Here is a 15,472-nt window from a genome sequence, read left to right as displayed (position 1 = left end):
GTGCGACATGAATGATCCAGTTTCCACGCCATCGTTTCATTTGGGCGAACAGCAGGCTCAGGCCCGTGCCGGTCGTCTGGAGGCGATGAAACCCATTGGCAAAATCGCAATCCGTCCCTTTATGCCGGATCAGCATCGAGCGTTTTTTGAACAATTGCCCTTTGTTGTCATGGGCAGTGTGGATGATCACGGCTGGCCTTGGGCTTCGATTTTGACCGGGGGTAAGGGGTTCATTGACTCCCCCACCAACAAACGATTGTCGATCACTGCACAGCCCTTGCCGGATGATCCGTTGGCCGCATCTTTGACGGCAGGCGCGCCAGTGGGGCTGTTGGGGATCGAATTGGCCACACGTCGCCGCAACCGGATGAACGCGCAGATCACCAGCCAAACGGCGGATAACGTGCAGTTGGATGTGGTGCAATCCTTTGGCAATTGCCCGCAATATATACAAACCCGCGCCCTTAGATTTGTCCGTGCGCCGGCTGCGCAAATCGAACGGCAAGCCACGGATAAATTCAGAGAACTTGACGCCGCCGCCCGGGATTTCATTGCGAACAGCAACACGTTTTTTGTGTCCAGCTACGTTCAACCTGATCGCAATCCGGTGGCCGAAGGCGTGGATGTTTCGCATCGCGGTGGCCGCAGCGGTTTTGTCAAAGTCGACGGCAACACGCTGACCATCCCGGATTATTCGGGCAATAATTTCTTTAACACGATCGGGAATTTTCTGGTGAATCCCAAGGCGGGACTGATGTTCCCGGATTTTGAAACCGGTGATGTTTTGATGTTGACTGGGCGTGTTGAAATGCTTTGGGACGATCACCCAGAGGTACAGGCCTTTCACGGCGCAGAACGTGGGTGGCGGTTTCATCTGGATCACGGTCTGCGCATCTATGATGCCCTGCCGTTCCGGGCGCAATTTGGGGACTATTCCCCAAATGCCTTGATGGCGGATAACTGGGACATGTCGCAGGCCCGCCAACAGGCCGAACAGCACCGAAATACATGGCGCCCTTTGCGTGTCGCCGCGATCAAAGACGAAAGCGACGTCATCCGATCCTTCACCTTGGAACCGGTGGATGACACGCCGCTTTTGCCGTTTGAACCGGGGCAGTTTCTGACGATGCGGGCCGATTTGGGGGCTGGCAAACCCGTTACGCGGACCTATTCGATGTCCTCAGCCCCCGGTGATCTGCGGTATCGTATTTCGGTGAAGCGCGAACCTAATGGCGCGATGTCAAATTATCTGCATGATGCCGTTCGGGTGGGGGATGTCATCGAAACCAAGGCCCCAAAAGGCGCGTTTTACATGGATGCCTTAGATCAGCGGCCCGTCGTCTTGATCGCAGGTGGCGTTGGGATTACGCCGATGATGTCGATGACCCGGCATGTGCTGAACGAAGGCATTCGCAAACGGCATTTGCGTCCGACAACGATCCTTCATGCGGCCCAAACCACCAAAGACCGCGCGTTTTTTGACGATTTTCGCGCGGCTGAGGCCCAATCAAACGGCAAGTTGCGCTATTTTTCCATCATTGAAAAACCCAGCCAAGATGAACAGCAAGGTGTCGATTTTCACGCCAGCGGTTTCATCGACGCGCCGTTGATACAGGCCGCTTTGCCTTATGATGATTATGACTTTTACCTCTGCGGCCCACCGCGGTTTATGCAGGCGATCTATGATGCATTGCGCGCGTTGGGCGCACAGGATGCCCGGATTTTCGCTGAGGCCTTTGGACCCGCATCACTGGTGCGCCACCCCGACGACACGGCAAATCCGCCCGCCATCCTTGCCCAAGCAGAGCTGAGCACAATCAAATTCGAACGGTCTGGCTTTGAGCATCATTGGGTCAAAGGCGATGCGACGATCCTTGAAACTGCAGAGGCACATGGGCTGGCGCCGGCGTTTTCCTGTCGCAGCGGCAGCTGTGGCAGCTGCGCGACCAAAAAACTGTCCGGCGAGGTGGCGTATCGCATACCGGTGACGGCGGATCACGCCCCGGACGAGGTTCTGATCTGCTGTGCTGTTCCGGCTGAAAACACCCAAGAACTAATTTTAGACCTGTAATCCCATCGAAAGGACATCCTATGGAAACGCGCCCGCCTTTGCCCCCGTTTAGTCGTGAAACCGCGATACAAAAGATTCGATTGGCCGAAGATGGCTGGAACAGCCGGGACGCCGCCAAAGTCGCGACGGCCTATTCGCTGGATACAAAATGGCGCAACCGCGCGCTGTTTGCCACCAATCGCAACGAAGCAGAGGCGTTTTTGACCAGCAAGTGGATCCGGGAAAATGAATACCGGCTGATCAAGGAATTATGGGCCTTTACCGAAAACAGAATTGCCGTGCGCTATGCCTATGAATGGCGGGATGATAGCGGCAATTGGTTTCGCTCTTATGGCAATGAAAACTGGGAATTTGCCGAAAACGGTCTGATGCAAAACCGCCATGCCAGCATCAATGATCTGCCCATTGACGAAAAAGACCGCCTGTTTCACTGGCCATTGGGGCGGCGTCCGGATGATCACCCCGGTTTGTCTGATCTGGGGTTGTGATCCAATCAGCCAAAGTTAAACGCCAGCTGCTGCGCGGCGTTTAACCAATGGATTTTGCGCCCCATAGCCGCCTCTGCCTTTAGCACAACTTGGGCGGCGGCGCGGGCGTCTTCTCCGGCGTCGTGGTGTTTGAATTGCAGGTTCAGAACCTGTTTGAGATTGGCCAATCCATGACCGCCATTACCTTTCAATTCGGGCCAGGCCTGACGGGCGATCGCAACGCTATCCGACCAGCGCGATTTCAAAATCGGTAAATCTGCCTGCCGACAGGCGGCATCAAACGCTTTTTCATCAAAGCGGCTGTGCTGCACCAGCGGAATGGCCTCTAGGACGGGGCGAAGATCGGGCAGTATGTCAGCAAAACTAGGGGCGTTTTGCACGGTTGTGGCGCTGATCCCATGCAACCGGGTGTTGCCCGCCGCAAAGGGCATTTGCGGGTCAATATAGGCGCTGTGGGTGGTAATTGCGCCGTCAAATCCAACAAAAGCCAGACCAATTTGGCAGATGCTTGCCACATCATAGGCTGCGGTTTCCACGTCCAAGGCGATGAACCTTAGGTTGGTGGGCAACGGGTCGGTTTGGCCAAAACAAGATGGAAGTGAGTAGAGCGCAACTTCGTTCATAAACGAGAGTGTCCCACTTTCTACCCAAGAGGCAAAGCGGAAAACCGGGTTGAGGAAATATGTTGGGGGGGCGTTGACAGGGTAGGGCGCGGTTCCTATCTTTCAGTCTACCTGTAGGTAGGTAAGTGGAGGTGATCCAAGCGTAGCCTCATCAACCCGGCCGTTCAGGAATTATGTCCGCGATTACGCAACTCGCCCGATTTCAATCCAGACCCGAAAAGGCAAAGACATGGACAAGAACGCAAATTTCGACCAGCGCGCTGCGGTGCATTCCGACCAAGAGCCATGGATCGCATCCCCGATGAAAGGTGTGGATCGCCGCCCTTTGGACCGGATCGGCGCAGAGGTCGCACGCGCCACGTCAATTGTGCGCTATGAACCTGGCAGTGCGTTTTCGGCACATACCCATACCGGCGGAGAAGAGTTTTTGGTGTTGGAGGGGGTGTTTCAGGATGAACATGGTGATTTCCCAGCGGGCACATACGTGCGCAATCCGCCGACCACGTCGCACACGCCAAGCGCGGCGGATGGGGCGATCATATTTGTGAAACTCTGGCAGTTTGATCCCGAGGATCGCAACCAGATGGTTATCGACACACATGCCCAAACGCCCCAGCCGGTTGCAGATGGGGTTTGTGAAATCCCATTGTTCAAGGATGCGCGCGAATGCGTGCGTATCGAAATCTGGGACCCGTCGGTGACGGTGCAGAATGCAGATCACAAAGGGTTTGAAGCATTGGTTCTGGAAGGGAGCATTGAGGAAAGTGGCGAAGTTTTTGAGGCCAATTCCTGGTTGCGCCTGCCTGCGGGCGCACTGCTAAGCGCAACATCAGGGCCAAAGGGCGCACGGCTTTGGATCAAATCCGACCATCTTGCCTTGCCGCAAACAGCCCCAAACGGAGGAGTTTAACCATGTCCCGTCCCCTTGCGATTGTTGCGGGTGCTGGTGCCGGTTTGGGGCAGGCATTGCTGCACAGTTTTGATCAAAGCGGCTATAACGCCTATGGGCTGAACCGGTCCCTGCCAAAGGGGGCAGGGCCGAATACGCTGAGGGTTGATTTGACCGACGCGCCCCAAACCGAACAGCAGATACTTGATCTGATCGCGGCCCATGGCGCGCCGCAGCTGGTTGTGCATAACGCGGCCAAGTTGGTGATTTCAGAGTTTGAAAACACGTCGAATGCCGAATTTGAGGAAACCTGGCGGTCCATGGTGATTTCGGCGGTGAATTTGGCGCGAACGGTGTTGCCCAGCATGGCGGCGGCAGGTGGGGGGACATTTATTGTCTCTGGCGCAACGGCCAGTCTGCGGGGGGGCAAAAACTTTGCGGCCTTTGCCACTGCCAAAGCGGGGCTGCGGGCGTTGACCCAATCGCTTGCACGGGAATATGGCCCCAAAGGCGTGCATGTGGCGCATGTCATTCTAGATGGCATTGTCGACACTCAGGCCAGCCGCGCATTGGTGGCGATGGACCCGTCCCGGATGATGGCGCCGGATGATATTGCCCAAACCTATTTGGCATTGGCCGCACAACCGGTTTCGACTTGGACGCATGAATTAGACATCAGACCCATGGGCGAGGCGTTTTGATGGAAACGGATATCCTCGTTGTTGGTGGCGGGCTGGCTGGGCTATCTTTGGCATCGCAATTGCACCAATCCGGATCAGATTATCGGTTGATTGAAATGCAGGATCGGCTGGGCGGGCGCATCCTGACGGCTGAACTGTCTGGTGGTTCCTTTGATCTGGGGCCTGCATGGTTCTGGCCGGGGCAGCCGCGGATGGCCGCATTGGTCAAACGGTTTGGGATACAGGTTTTTGAACAATATGCCGCCGGTGATCTGGTTTTTCAGGATCAGACGGGGGCGGTGCAACGCGGGCGCGGCTTTGCGTCGATGCAGGGGTCCTATCGTGTCGCCGGGGGGATGGAGATGCTGACCCGCGCACTGGCCCAATCCCTGACGGCGGATGCATTGATCGTTGGGGCGGGGCTGACAACTTTGGTACAGACCCAAGACGGCGTTTTGGCGACGCTGTCAGATGGCAGAACCCTTCGGGCTAGCAAGGTTGTGCTGGCGATACCGCCCCGCGTTGTTGCCCAAACCATTGCGTTTGACCCGCCGCTGAGCAGTGCCCAAATGCGCAGGATGCAGGATATCCCAACCTGGATGGCAGGGCAGGCCAAAATCATCGCAACCTATGACAAACCCTATTGGCGGAATGCCGGATTGTCGGGCGACGCCATGAGCCAGCACGGCCCGATGGTGGAAATCCACGATGCGTCCTTGGTGTCGGGTGGGCCTTATGCGCTGTTTGGGTTTGTGGGCGTGCCCGCTGATATTCGCGAAACGCGCAAAAGCGATGTGATGCAAATGGCAGTCGATCAACTGGTTGCGTTGTTTGGAAATGATCTGAAGTCGCCGCTTGATGTGGTGCTTCAGGATTGGGCGACGCTGCCTATGATTGCCAGACCGGCGGATCGGGCGGCATTGCGCAGCCATCCCAGCTATGGATTGCCGGCCAGTTTGAGAAACCTGTGGGAAGGGGCGTTACATTTGTCTTCGACAGAAACAGCCGCTGGTTTTGGGGGCTACCTAGAAGGCGCATTGGAAGCTGCCGAACAGACGGCCAATCTGTTGGTTCAGCCAGCAGCAGCGCCCTAAGGGGGGATGTGCCCCCCAGTCAGGGGGGCAACAAAGTGATGTGTTGCGACCAAAGGCGGGCCTGTCAGGTCGCGCACGCGCCGAGGGTCAGATATGTATGGCTATGATTTAACCGTTCCATATCCGCCGCCACCCGGGGATTTCAGCACAAACACATCACCTGCATTCATGTGGGCGACATCGTTTCCTTTCATGTGTTCAACATGTCCATCCAGCCGCACAACCGCGTTTTCACCGGTTGCGCCCGCCATTCCACCTGCGGTGCCATGGGGCGCGGTCTGACGATGCGATGTCAGGGTTGTCACCGTCATTGGTTCATTGAAACGCAACTTGCGCACAATCCCATCCCCCCCGCGATAGGCCCCAGCCCCGCCAGAGCCGCGCCGAATGGAAAATTCTTCTATGCGCACGGGAAACCGGGTTTCCAACACTTCGGGATCGGTCATGCGGGTATTGGTCATGTGGCTGTGAACGGCGCTGGCTCCGTTAAATCCATCCCCCGCGCCGGTCCCGCCACAGATGGTTTCGTAGTTTTGGTAAGTGTCGTTGCCATAAACAAAATTGTTCATCGTCCCCTGACTGCCCGCAATGACACCCAGCGCACCATACAGCGTATCTGCAATGGCCTGTGACACCTCGGTATTCCCTGAAATGACCGCAGCGGGTGCATCGGGGTTGATCATTGATCCCTGCGGAACGGTCAGGTGCAGGGGTTTCATACAGCCTTCGTTCATGGGGATGTTTGACCCTACCAATGTGCGAAACACATAAAGCACAACAGCGCGGCAAATCGAAAGGGGCGCATTATAGTTCAGGTCGTCCTGATCAGAGGTCCCGGTAAAGTCGATTTTGGCGGAACGGGTCGCCTTGTCGACGGTTATCTGCACCTTGATCTGCGCGCCGCTGTCCAACGGATAGGTAAACTGGCAATCATGGAGGACATCCAGAACCCGACGCACGCTTTCTTCGGCGTTGTCCTGAACGTGACCCATATAGGCTTGCACCGTTTCTAATCCGAATTGACGGGTGATTTTTTGCAACTCACGCGCGCCGGTTGCGTTGGCGGCGATTTGGGCCGAGAGATCCGCCATGTTTTGATCGACATTGCGGCAGGGGTATTTGGCCGACGACAACAGATCACGGGTTTGCTGTTCCTGCAGATCGCCTTCTTTGACCAATAGGAAATTGTCGATCAGCACGCCTTCTTCTTCTATGTGGCGGCTGTCGGGGGGCGCAGAGCCGGGCGTCGTTCCGCCAATATCTGCATGATGCCCGCGTGACGCGACGGTGTAGATGATGTTTTCCTGAGCATCATCAAAAACGGGCGTGATCACGGTGACATCAGGCAAATGGGTGCCACCATTAAACGGGTTGTTCATCATGAACACGTCACCGGGGCGAATGTTGCCTGCATTTGCGCTTAGGATCGACCGAACGCTGCCCGACATTGATCCAAGATGGACCGGAACGTGCGGCGCATTGGCCACCAGATCGCCGTTTTGGTCAAAAATGGCACAAGAAAAGTCGAGCCGTTCCTTGATGTTCACCGAATAGGCCGTGTTGGCCAAAGTGGCGCCCATTTGCTCGGCGATGGACATATATAGGTTGTTAAACACCTCTAGCATGACCGGATCAACGGATGTTCCGATCGCTTCGGTTCGTGCAAGAGGCACGATGCGCCGCAGCACCAGATTGCCCCCCGCCGCGCATTCGGCCTGCCAGCCATCTTCGATGATGTTGGTGCCGGTGGGTTCGGTCAAAATCGCAGGGCCCGTCACCGTTTCACCGTTTGCCAGACTGGCGCGATTGACCAATGGCACCTCTGTCCAGCCACCGTCTGAAAACATCTGCGCGGTTTGGGTGGTTTCGTCTATATGCACCGTGTCGGGCAGGGTTACCTCTTCGCCCGTTGACCCGATGGCCTCTGCGGTGAGCAAATCAATGATCAATTCCGCCGAATGGGGCACAAATCCAAACCGGGTTTTATGGGCCGCATTAAAGCTGTCGGTCATTTCTTTGGGGGTGCCAAAAGGAACGTCCAGGGTTTGATGCGCACCGTCGGTGCGAATATGTGCGGATACAATGGTGGTGATATCTGCATCTGCGATCCCTTGGGCGCGCACGTCAGATTGGGCGGCATTGATCAAACGACCGAGCGCCGTTTGAGCGCGGGTAATGTCGTCAATTGACCCAGCGAACTGGTGTTCATGAATAGACCGCACATCCGCAAGCCCCATTCCAAAGGCCGATAAAACGCCCGCAAAGGGATGAATGAAAATGCTTTCCATTCCCAGTGTATCCGCCACCAGACAGGCATGCTGACCACCTGCACCCCCAAAGCAGTTCATCGTGTATTGTGTCACGTCATAGCCACGTTGCACGCTGATCTGTTTGATGGCGTTGGCCATGTTTTCAACGGCGATGCGCAGGAACCCTTCGGCGATTTCTTCGACGGATTTGTCCGTGCCGATGTCCGCCTTTAGCGTTGCGAACTTTTCTCTGACGGCGTTTATGTCCAACGGTTGATCGGCATTGGGGCCAAACACCGATGGAAACTGATCCGGTTGCAATTTGCCCAGCAGCACGTTGCAATCTGTTACCGTCAACGGCCCGCCACGTCGATAGGCGGCGGGGCCGGGATTTGCGCCCGCGCTTTCTGGGCCGACCTGCATGCGACCATCGCGATAGGACAGAATAGACCCGCCACCCGCAGCGACCGTGTGGATCGACATCATCGGGGCACGCATCCGCACCCCGGCGACTTCGGTTTCAAAGGAACGTTCGTATTCGCCTGCGTAATGGCAAACATCTGTGGATGTGCCGCCCATATCAAAGCCGATTAAGCGATCAAATCCCAGATCCGCCGCGGTGCGCACCATGCCAACAACGCCGCCCGCAGGTCCCGATAGAATCGCGTCTTTGCCCTGAAAACGTCCCGCATCCGTTAGCCCGCCATTTGACTGCATGAACATCAGACTGTCGCAGCCGCCGTTTCCGGCGTTCAGCGCAGATGCGACCTGGTCAATATATCGGCGCAAAATCGGAGAAAGATAGGCGTCGACAACCGCCGTGTCTCCGCGCGACACCAGTTTGATCAGGGGGCTGGCTTCGTGGCTCAAGGATATTTGCTGAAAGCCGGTTTGGCGCGCCATGTCGCCCAATCGTTTTTCATGATCGGTGTATTTGTAGCCGTGCATCAATGCGATGGCGACCGAACGGAACCCTTTGCCATAGGCCTGTGACAATGCGGTTCGGGCCTTTGTTGTGTCCAGCGCTTGGATGATTGTGCCGTCCGCTGCAACACGTTCATCGATCTCGATCACCTCTTCGTATAACAGTTCGGGCAGTTGAATATTCAGCGCAAACAGGTCCGGCCGATTCTGATAACCGATACGTAGCAGGTCCCGCAGACCTTTGGTTATCAGCAAAATTGTGCGTTCACCTTTGCGTTCCAGCAGAGCATTGGTCGCAACCGTTGTGCCCATTTTGACCGCTGCGATTTGGCCGGGTGTGATTTCGGTGTTAGCATCTTGGCCAAGCAATGACTTGATTCCATGGACCGCCGCATCGGGGTAAACTTCTGGATTTTCAGACAAAAGTTTATGCGTCTTTAGCGCCCCGTTGGGCATACGTGCGACGATATCTGTAAACGTACCGCCACGATCGACCCAAAACTGCCATTTTCCTGTTTGCACGTTGTCCACATCCGCCTCCTAGAATCAATTTGTTGTTGCTTTATGGATATAACGCTGACAAATTGTCAACGTAATGGATTCGAGTTAAATCAGTCCACATTGAATTTGATAGGGAGAAACCTCATGAAACACTTCATCTTTGGTGCCGCTGCTCTTTTGTGTGCACAGGTCGCCACGGCGCAAAACTGGGACATGCCAACACCCTATGGTGACAGCACATTCCACACTCAGAACATTGCGCAATTCGCCGATGATGTCCGCGCAGCCACGGATGGGGGGCTGGATATTACGCTTCACTCTGCTGGATCGCTGTTCCCACATGCGGAAATCAAAGGCGCCATTCGCAACCGTTCGGTTCCGCTAGGCGAATTTTTCCTGTCCCGTTTGTCAAACGAAGATCTCGCCTTTGGTGTGGACAGCCAACCGTTTGTCGCCACCAGCTATGACGATGCTGCACGTCTGTGGGCCGCACAAAAACCTGTCATCACTGACCTGTTGGCTGAACAAGGTCTGATGCCGCTGTTTTCCGTGCCATGGCCGGCACAGGGGCTTTATACGAATGGTGAAATCGCAACGGTGGACGATCTGAACGGCCTGCGTTTCCGGGCCTATAACGCCGCATTGGAAGAATTCGCAACCCTTGCAGGGGCCGCGCCCGTGCAGATCGAAGCCTCAAACATCCCACAGGCCTTTGCCACGGGTCAGGTCGAAGCGATGATTACATCCCCGTCAACCGGGGTGAATTCAACTGCATGGGATTTTGTGACGCATTATACGCCGATCAATGCCTGGGTTCCCAAAAACATCGTGGTCGTCAACAAACGTATGTTTGACGGTCTGGATGCCGACACCCAAGCCGCCGTTTTGGCCGCCGCAGAGGCCGCTGAAACCCGCGGTTGGGACATGTCCGCCGCCGAAGCTGAGAGCATGACAGCCGCGCTCGCTGAAAATGGCATCATTGTTTACGAACCCAGCGCGGGTCTGATCGAAGGCCTGCAAGGCATCGGTGAAACAATGTTGGGCACTTGGGACGCTGCGGCATCAGATGGCGCCCGGACCGTTTTGAACGCATACCAAAACTAAAACTCCCTGAACTGGCCGCTATCATTTACGGTAGCGGCCAGTTTTTTGACCAAAAGGACGCCGGTGCGATGTCTCGCTTACTTCAAAAATTATACGACATTTGTGGCATGATCGCGGGTGGGTTGATCTTGTGTATTTGCTTGCTGATCTCTGCACAAATCTGCCTGAACGCCTTTGGCCGCTTCGCCCCCGGCGTTCTTCCTTCGACGATCCCCTCTTATGCTGACTTCTCTGGCTTTATGCTCGCGGGTGCTACGTTCCTTGCGATGGCGCATACGCTGCGTGCTGGCGGCCACATCCGGGTCAATCTGGTGGTGTCACGACTGTCCCAACGGGCCCAGTTTGTTGCAGAATTGTTTGTGTTGCTCATCACAACTGCCATCATTGGTTACGCGGCTTTTTTCATGGCGTCACTGGTCGCAGAGAGCATTCACTATGGGGATGTTTCGAATGGCATCATACCCGTACCGCTTTGGCTACCTCAGAGCGTGGCTGCGTTTGGTATCGCACTTTTGCTGATTGCCATACTCCATACATTGGTTGAACTGCTGGCCGCACGCGCGCCCATTTTGTCGACACCGGGCGAGGTATAATGATGTCTGATCCAATAATCGGCGCGGTTCTGCTTGGGCTTCTGATTGCATTGCTGGCCAGTGGCGTCTGGGTGGCCATATCACTGTCGCTTGTCGGCCTGACGGGGCTGGTGTTTTTCTCAAATGCGCCGTCGGGTTTGGTGTTGGCATCCACTTTTTGGGGCCATTCCCATAGCTGGGCGCTGACCGCGTTGCCATTGTTTATCCTGATGGGGGAAATATTGCTGCGATCGCGTATGAGCGATGACATGTTCACGGGGCTTGTCCCGTGGCTAAGTCGCGCGCCGGGGCGGTTGTTGCATGTGAATGTGTTTGGCTGCGCCATTTTCGCGGCGGTTTCGGGGTCTTCGGCGGCAACAGCGGCGACGATTGGCCGGATGTCTGTGCCAGAGCTGACAAAGCGCGGCTATCCTGAAAGCTTGATTTTGGGCACGTTGGCCGGGTCAGCGACGCTGGGATTGTTAATCCCGCCATCAATCATCCTGATCGTTTACGGCGTGGCAACAGAGCAATCCATTGCCCGGTTGTTTATTGCGGCGATCCTGCCGGGGATCATGCTGATGACGCTGTTTGCCAGCTATGTTGCGGTGCGTGCGTGGATGAATCCCGGCCTGATCCCAACGATCGACGAAACATTTACGCTGCGCGAAAAATTCAAAGCCTCGCGGCGCCTGATCCCTGTTGCGCTTCTTATTGGGGGGGTCATTGGGTCCATTTACGGCGGGTTGGCATCGCCAACGGATGCGGCTGCGCTGGGCGTTGTGTTGGCGACGATCCTTGCCTGGACGTCGGGCGCGTTTAGTTGGAAACTGTTTGGCGACGCCGTTATGTCGGCAACGCGGACATCCTGTATGATCGCCCTGATCCTGCTTGGCGCGGCGTTTTTATCCGTTTCGATGGGGTTCACCGGTCTGCCGCGTAATCTAGCGGCATGGATCGCTGACATGAACCTATCCGTGTCCGCGCTGCTTGTGGCTTTGACGATTTTCTTTATCATTCTGGGCTGTTTTCTGGATGGAATTTCCGTCATCGTCCTAACAACATCGATCATCATGCCCATGGTACAAGCCGTCGGAATTGATCCCATTTGGTTCGGGATTTACCTCGTGATTGTGGTTGAGATGAGCCAGATCACCCCACCCGTTGGGTTCAACCTATTCGTGATCCAAGGCCTGACGGGCATCGACATCTTACGCATCGCAAAAGCCGCATTTCCGTTCTTTTTGCTGCTTTTGCTCGGTGTTTTTCTGATCTGCTTCTTCCCGCAGATCGTCACCTTTTTGCCGACATTTATGTCGAGCTAAAGCGACGCTGCCGCCCTGCTGGCCTGATCATATTGGCCGGACAGGGCGCGCAGGCTTGCTGCGATTTCGCGCATTTCGTCGCCATTCATACCCAACCGGGACAGCCCATCAATGAAACAGCGATCCCGCATTTCGCGGTAAGCTTCGCATAATGTTTCGCCGCTGGGTGAGGTGCTGTAAAAGACTTCTTTGCCCCGTTTTTGTGAAACAAGAAGCTCCATCTTTAGCAATTTGCGCAGGGCATAATTCACGGTGTGCGTATCCTCAATGTTGAGGAGAAAACAAATGTCGGTCAGCCGTTTGTCGCGCCCGCGGTGATTGGTGTTATGCAGCACCAGAATTTCCAACGGTGTCAGATCCGTATTGCCGGCGGCCGACATGCAACGGGTCATCCAACGCGAAAACGCATTATAGGCAATGATCATGCCATATTCGATTTCAGACGCTTCCCAGTTTTCCCCATCTGCCAAATGACGGGAAGACACGATTCGTCTTTGGGGGAAGTTTTGATCGCTCATACCTGTAATTCCTCAGCGTTTTATTCACATTTAATGTACATATCGCCACTGGGAAGTTCAATTTTTGTTTGCACCGTCTCTTTTTTAGGCAGAGAAAATACAAAGCCCGACAGATTAAGGGCGGTTATGTGATCGAACAAAACGGTCTGTACATGGTCTCAGCTATGAGTGTTTTGCTAGTGGTCATTGTGCCGAGACAGCGCAAATGTTTGGTCGGCAACCCGTTGCGTCCTGCGCTGTCAGAGTTAGGTTCAGGATCACAGCCAAGTATATCCAATCTTCGGGCGACCAGACATGATTGATGTCTCCTGCCAGATTCTGGTTTTGTTGATCAGTGCTGCAGTCACGATCCAGTTGGTTGGAAACTGTGTTGAACTTGTGATCGGGTGCAGTGGTTACATTGTGTTTGTGGGTGCTAACCACAGATATGTCGTTCTGTAGTATCAGACCACCAACACTAAGATGGCCAACATTCAGGCCGGTCTCGTTCAACTTAACAGTCATTTTTGGCCGACCATAGCTGCCTAGACCTAGGCGTGACTGTGCTTTGCTATGTGTCAGCATAACCAGATCAATTCTGCTTAAAGGAGCGAGGAAAGATGACAGTGCGTTTAGCGCGGCACGAACCCGTTTCAATCCGCCCGCGCAACAACATCCTGTCTATTTTGCATTGCCCTATCGCCTACCACCATTCCCGCTCAGATCATGCTTGAGCAGTCTTTTGAGATGCAACATTTGCTGCGACCAATTCTTTGTATAGGTCGCGAATTTTCAATGTTATCGGCCCGGCGCCAACTTTGGTGCCAATTGGTTTGCCGTCAATTTCTGCGACAGGTGTCTGCGCGCCGAACGTTCCGGTCAAAAACGCTTCGTCCGCGCCATAGGCTTCGTACAAAGAATAATTCTTTTCTTTGAGTGGGATACCGTTTGCGTGGCACAAATCGATGACTTTTTGGCGGGTCACACCGTTCATGCAATAATCCCCGGTAGAGGTCCAAACCTCGCCACGGCGCACGATAAAGAAATTGCAGGCATTTGTCGTGTTTACGAACCCATGCGGATCCAGCATCAGAGCTTCGTCCGCGCCGGCCTGTTCGGCCTGCAAACTGCCGATGACGCAGTTTAGCTTGGAATGGCTGTTGTATTTGGCGTCCTGACTCATGGGCAGACCGCGCACCTGTGAGACGGTTGCCAAACGAATGCCGCTCTTTAGCAGCGTTTCTGCGGGTTTTGAATGTTCGATGATTGCCACAACGGTAGGGCCGAACTTACTAAGCCCCGGATGCTGAAACGGTTTGGATTTACGGCCACGGGTGATCATCAGGCGGCAATGTGCGTCCGACGTCATTTCATTGGCCGCCGCGGTGCGATTGAGCACATCCTTAATGTCGTCGGGGGTCATATCCAGCTGGATCGACACTGATTTCAGCGAATTAAACAGCCGGTCCATGTGTTCATCAAAAAACGCCCATTGCCCATCATAAAGTCGCATGCCTTCCCACATGCCATCACCCAGCATAAAGCCGCTATCATACACAGAAACAACGGCGTCGGCCTTGGGCACAATTTGCCCGTTCACATAGATTTTTATGGTGTCATTTCGCGTGTCACGTTCGGCGTCATGGGTTGAATGGCTCGGGGCTTGATCAGTTATCATGGCTCTCTCTGGATTGATTAATGCCCAATGACCTGCTCAAGAAACGCCTTAGCGCGGTCATGTTGGGGGCTGTCAAAAAACGTATCTGGTTTGGCTTCTTCTAGGATTTGCCCATCCGCCATAAAGATGACGCGATCGGCGACCTCTCGGGCAAAGCCCATTTCATGGGTCACACAAAGCATGGTGATCCCTTCTTTTGCGAGGCTGACCATCACGTCCAGAACCTCTGCGATCATTTCGGGGTCAAGGGCGGATGTGGGTTCGTCAAACAATAGGATTTCCGGGTCCATGCACAGTGCACGCGCGATGGCAACGCGCTGTTGCTGCCCCCCCGACAATTCCCCCGGATATTTCTGCGCTTGGTCCAGAATTCGTACTTTTTCCAAATGCTTAAGCGCGGTTTTCTCTGCTTGTGGGCGCGGGATACTGCGCACGATCATCGGCGCTAGAACGCAATTTTCAAGGATCGTCATATGGGGGAACAGATTGAAATGTTGGAACACCATCCCAGCCTCGCGGCGGATCGCTTCGATATGGTCCAGATCATCATCAAGTTCTGTCCCCAGAACATTGACGGACCCAATTTGAAAGTCTTCAAGCGCATTGATGCATCGGATCAACGTGGATTTGCCCGAACCTGACGGCCCGCAAATCACCAAGCGTTCCCCTTTGGCGACATTCAGGTTGATGTCTTTGAGCGCGTGAAATGTGCCATAGAATTTGTGCATTCTTACGATTTTTACGGCTGGTTCCTGTTGTGAATGTTCAGGCATATTT

At 54.8% G+C, this 15,472-nt stretch carries 13 protein-coding genes and 1 pseudogene; 8 read left to right on the top strand and 6 right to left on the bottom strand.

Features of this window, described 5'->3' with window-relative positions:
- Positions 1–7: 7 nt before the first annotated feature.
- Positions 8–2,071, top strand: coding sequence for a pyridoxamine 5'-phosphate oxidase family protein (locus AB1F12_RS13785; protein ID WP_368184944.1), 2,064 nt, complete (start codon positions 8–10; stop codon positions 2,069–2,071).
- A gap of 20 nt (positions 2,072–2,091) precedes the next feature.
- Positions 2,092–2,559, top strand: a complete 468-nt coding sequence (locus AB1F12_RS13780) for a DUF1348 family protein (RefSeq protein WP_368184943.1) — start codon at positions 2,092–2,094, stop codon at positions 2,557–2,559.
- 5 nt (positions 2,560–2,564) lie between these two features.
- On the opposite strand, the gene AB1F12_RS13775 is transcribed toward AB1F12_RS13780, so the two are convergent.
- Complete coding sequence (locus tag AB1F12_RS13775) at positions 2,565–3,182, bottom strand: exonuclease domain-containing protein (protein ID WP_368184942.1); 618 nt, start codon at positions 3,180–3,182, stop codon at positions 2,565–2,567.
- Between the two features lie 229 nt (positions 3,183–3,411).
- Between AB1F12_RS13775 and AB1F12_RS13770 the strand changes: the two genes are divergently transcribed.
- From AB1F12_RS13770 to AB1F12_RS13760, 3 genes are read left to right on the top strand one after another with little or no spacing between them, the layout of a single operon-like run.
- Positions 3,412–4,092 carry a cupin domain-containing protein gene (locus tag AB1F12_RS13770; RefSeq protein ID WP_368184941.1) on the top strand — a complete coding sequence of 227 codons (681 nt, stop codon included), beginning with the start codon at positions 3,412–3,414 and terminating at the stop codon, positions 4,090–4,092.
- Positions 4,093–4,094: 2 nt separating this feature from the next.
- Positions 4,095–4,772, top strand: coding sequence for an SDR family NAD(P)-dependent oxidoreductase (locus tag AB1F12_RS13765; RefSeq protein WP_368184940.1), 678 nt, complete (start codon positions 4,095–4,097; stop codon positions 4,770–4,772).
- Positions 4,772–5,845 carry a flavin monoamine oxidase family protein gene (locus tag AB1F12_RS13760; protein ID WP_368184939.1) on the top strand — a complete coding sequence of 358 codons (1,074 nt, stop codon included), beginning with the start codon at positions 4,772–4,774 and terminating at the stop codon, positions 5,843–5,845. Before AB1F12_RS13765 ends, AB1F12_RS13760 begins: the two co-directional genes overlap by 1 nt.
- A 101-nt stretch (positions 5,846–5,946) precedes the next feature.
- Here the strand turns inward: AB1F12_RS13760 and AB1F12_RS13755 are convergent, their stop codons facing one another.
- The gene (locus tag AB1F12_RS13755; RefSeq protein WP_368188375.1) at positions 5,947–9,474 is read right to left on the bottom strand and encodes a hydantoinase B/oxoprolinase family protein; all 3,528 of its coding nucleotides are present in this window, start codon (positions 9,472–9,474) and stop codon (positions 5,947–5,949) included.
- A gap of 189 nt (positions 9,475–9,663) precedes the next feature.
- Here AB1F12_RS13755 and AB1F12_RS13750 point away from each other — a divergent pair, with 189 nt between their 5' ends.
- From AB1F12_RS13750 to AB1F12_RS13740, 3 genes are all read left to right on the top strand, one after another.
- Positions 9,664–10,623 (top strand): TRAP transporter substrate-binding protein, encoded by a 960-nt coding sequence (locus AB1F12_RS13750; protein ID WP_368184938.1) that lies wholly within the window; start codon positions 9,664–9,666, stop codon positions 10,621–10,623.
- Positions 10,624–10,691: 68 nt separating this feature from the next.
- On the top strand, positions 10,692–11,216 hold the full coding sequence (locus AB1F12_RS13745; RefSeq protein WP_368184937.1) for a TRAP transporter small permease: 525 nt from the start codon (positions 10,692–10,694) through the stop codon (positions 11,214–11,216).
- A 2-nt stretch (positions 11,217–11,218) separates the two neighbouring features.
- On the top strand, positions 11,219–12,520 hold the full coding sequence (locus AB1F12_RS13740; RefSeq protein ID WP_368188374.1) for a TRAP transporter large permease: 1,302 nt from the start codon (positions 11,219–11,221) through the stop codon (positions 12,518–12,520).
- Here AB1F12_RS13740 and AB1F12_RS13735 read toward each other — a convergent pair.
- The 4 genes and pseudogenes from AB1F12_RS13735 to AB1F12_RS13720 all read right to left on the bottom strand — a co-directional run bounded on the left by AB1F12_RS13735 (position 12,517) and on the right by AB1F12_RS13720 (position 15,468).
- Entirely contained in the window at positions 12,517–13,038 is a 522-nt protein-coding gene (locus tag AB1F12_RS13735) for a winged helix DNA-binding protein (protein WP_368184936.1), read from the bottom strand. The genes AB1F12_RS13740 and AB1F12_RS13735 overlap by 4 nt on opposite strands.
- 246 nt (positions 13,039–13,284) lie before the next feature.
- Positions 13,285–13,617, bottom strand: a pseudogene (locus AB1F12_RS13730) (IS3 family transposase); the annotation flags it as partial.
- A gap of 124 nt (positions 13,618–13,741) precedes the next feature.
- Entirely contained in the window at positions 13,742–14,695 is a 954-nt protein-coding gene (locus AB1F12_RS13725; protein ID WP_368184935.1) for an aminotransferase class IV, read from the bottom strand.
- Between the two features lie 17 nt (positions 14,696–14,712).
- Complete coding sequence (locus tag AB1F12_RS13720) at positions 14,713–15,468, bottom strand: amino acid ABC transporter ATP-binding protein (protein ID WP_368184934.1); 756 nt, start codon at positions 15,466–15,468, stop codon at positions 14,713–14,715.
- Between the last annotated feature and the right edge of the window lie 4 nt (positions 15,469–15,472).

Origin of the sequence: Aestuariibius sp. HNIBRBA575 (assembly GCF_040932005.1) — a bacterium.
GTDB lineage: Bacteria > Pseudomonadota > Alphaproteobacteria > Rhodobacterales > Rhodobacteraceae > CANLNM01.
This window is presented reverse-complemented; position numbering and strand designations above follow the sequence as displayed.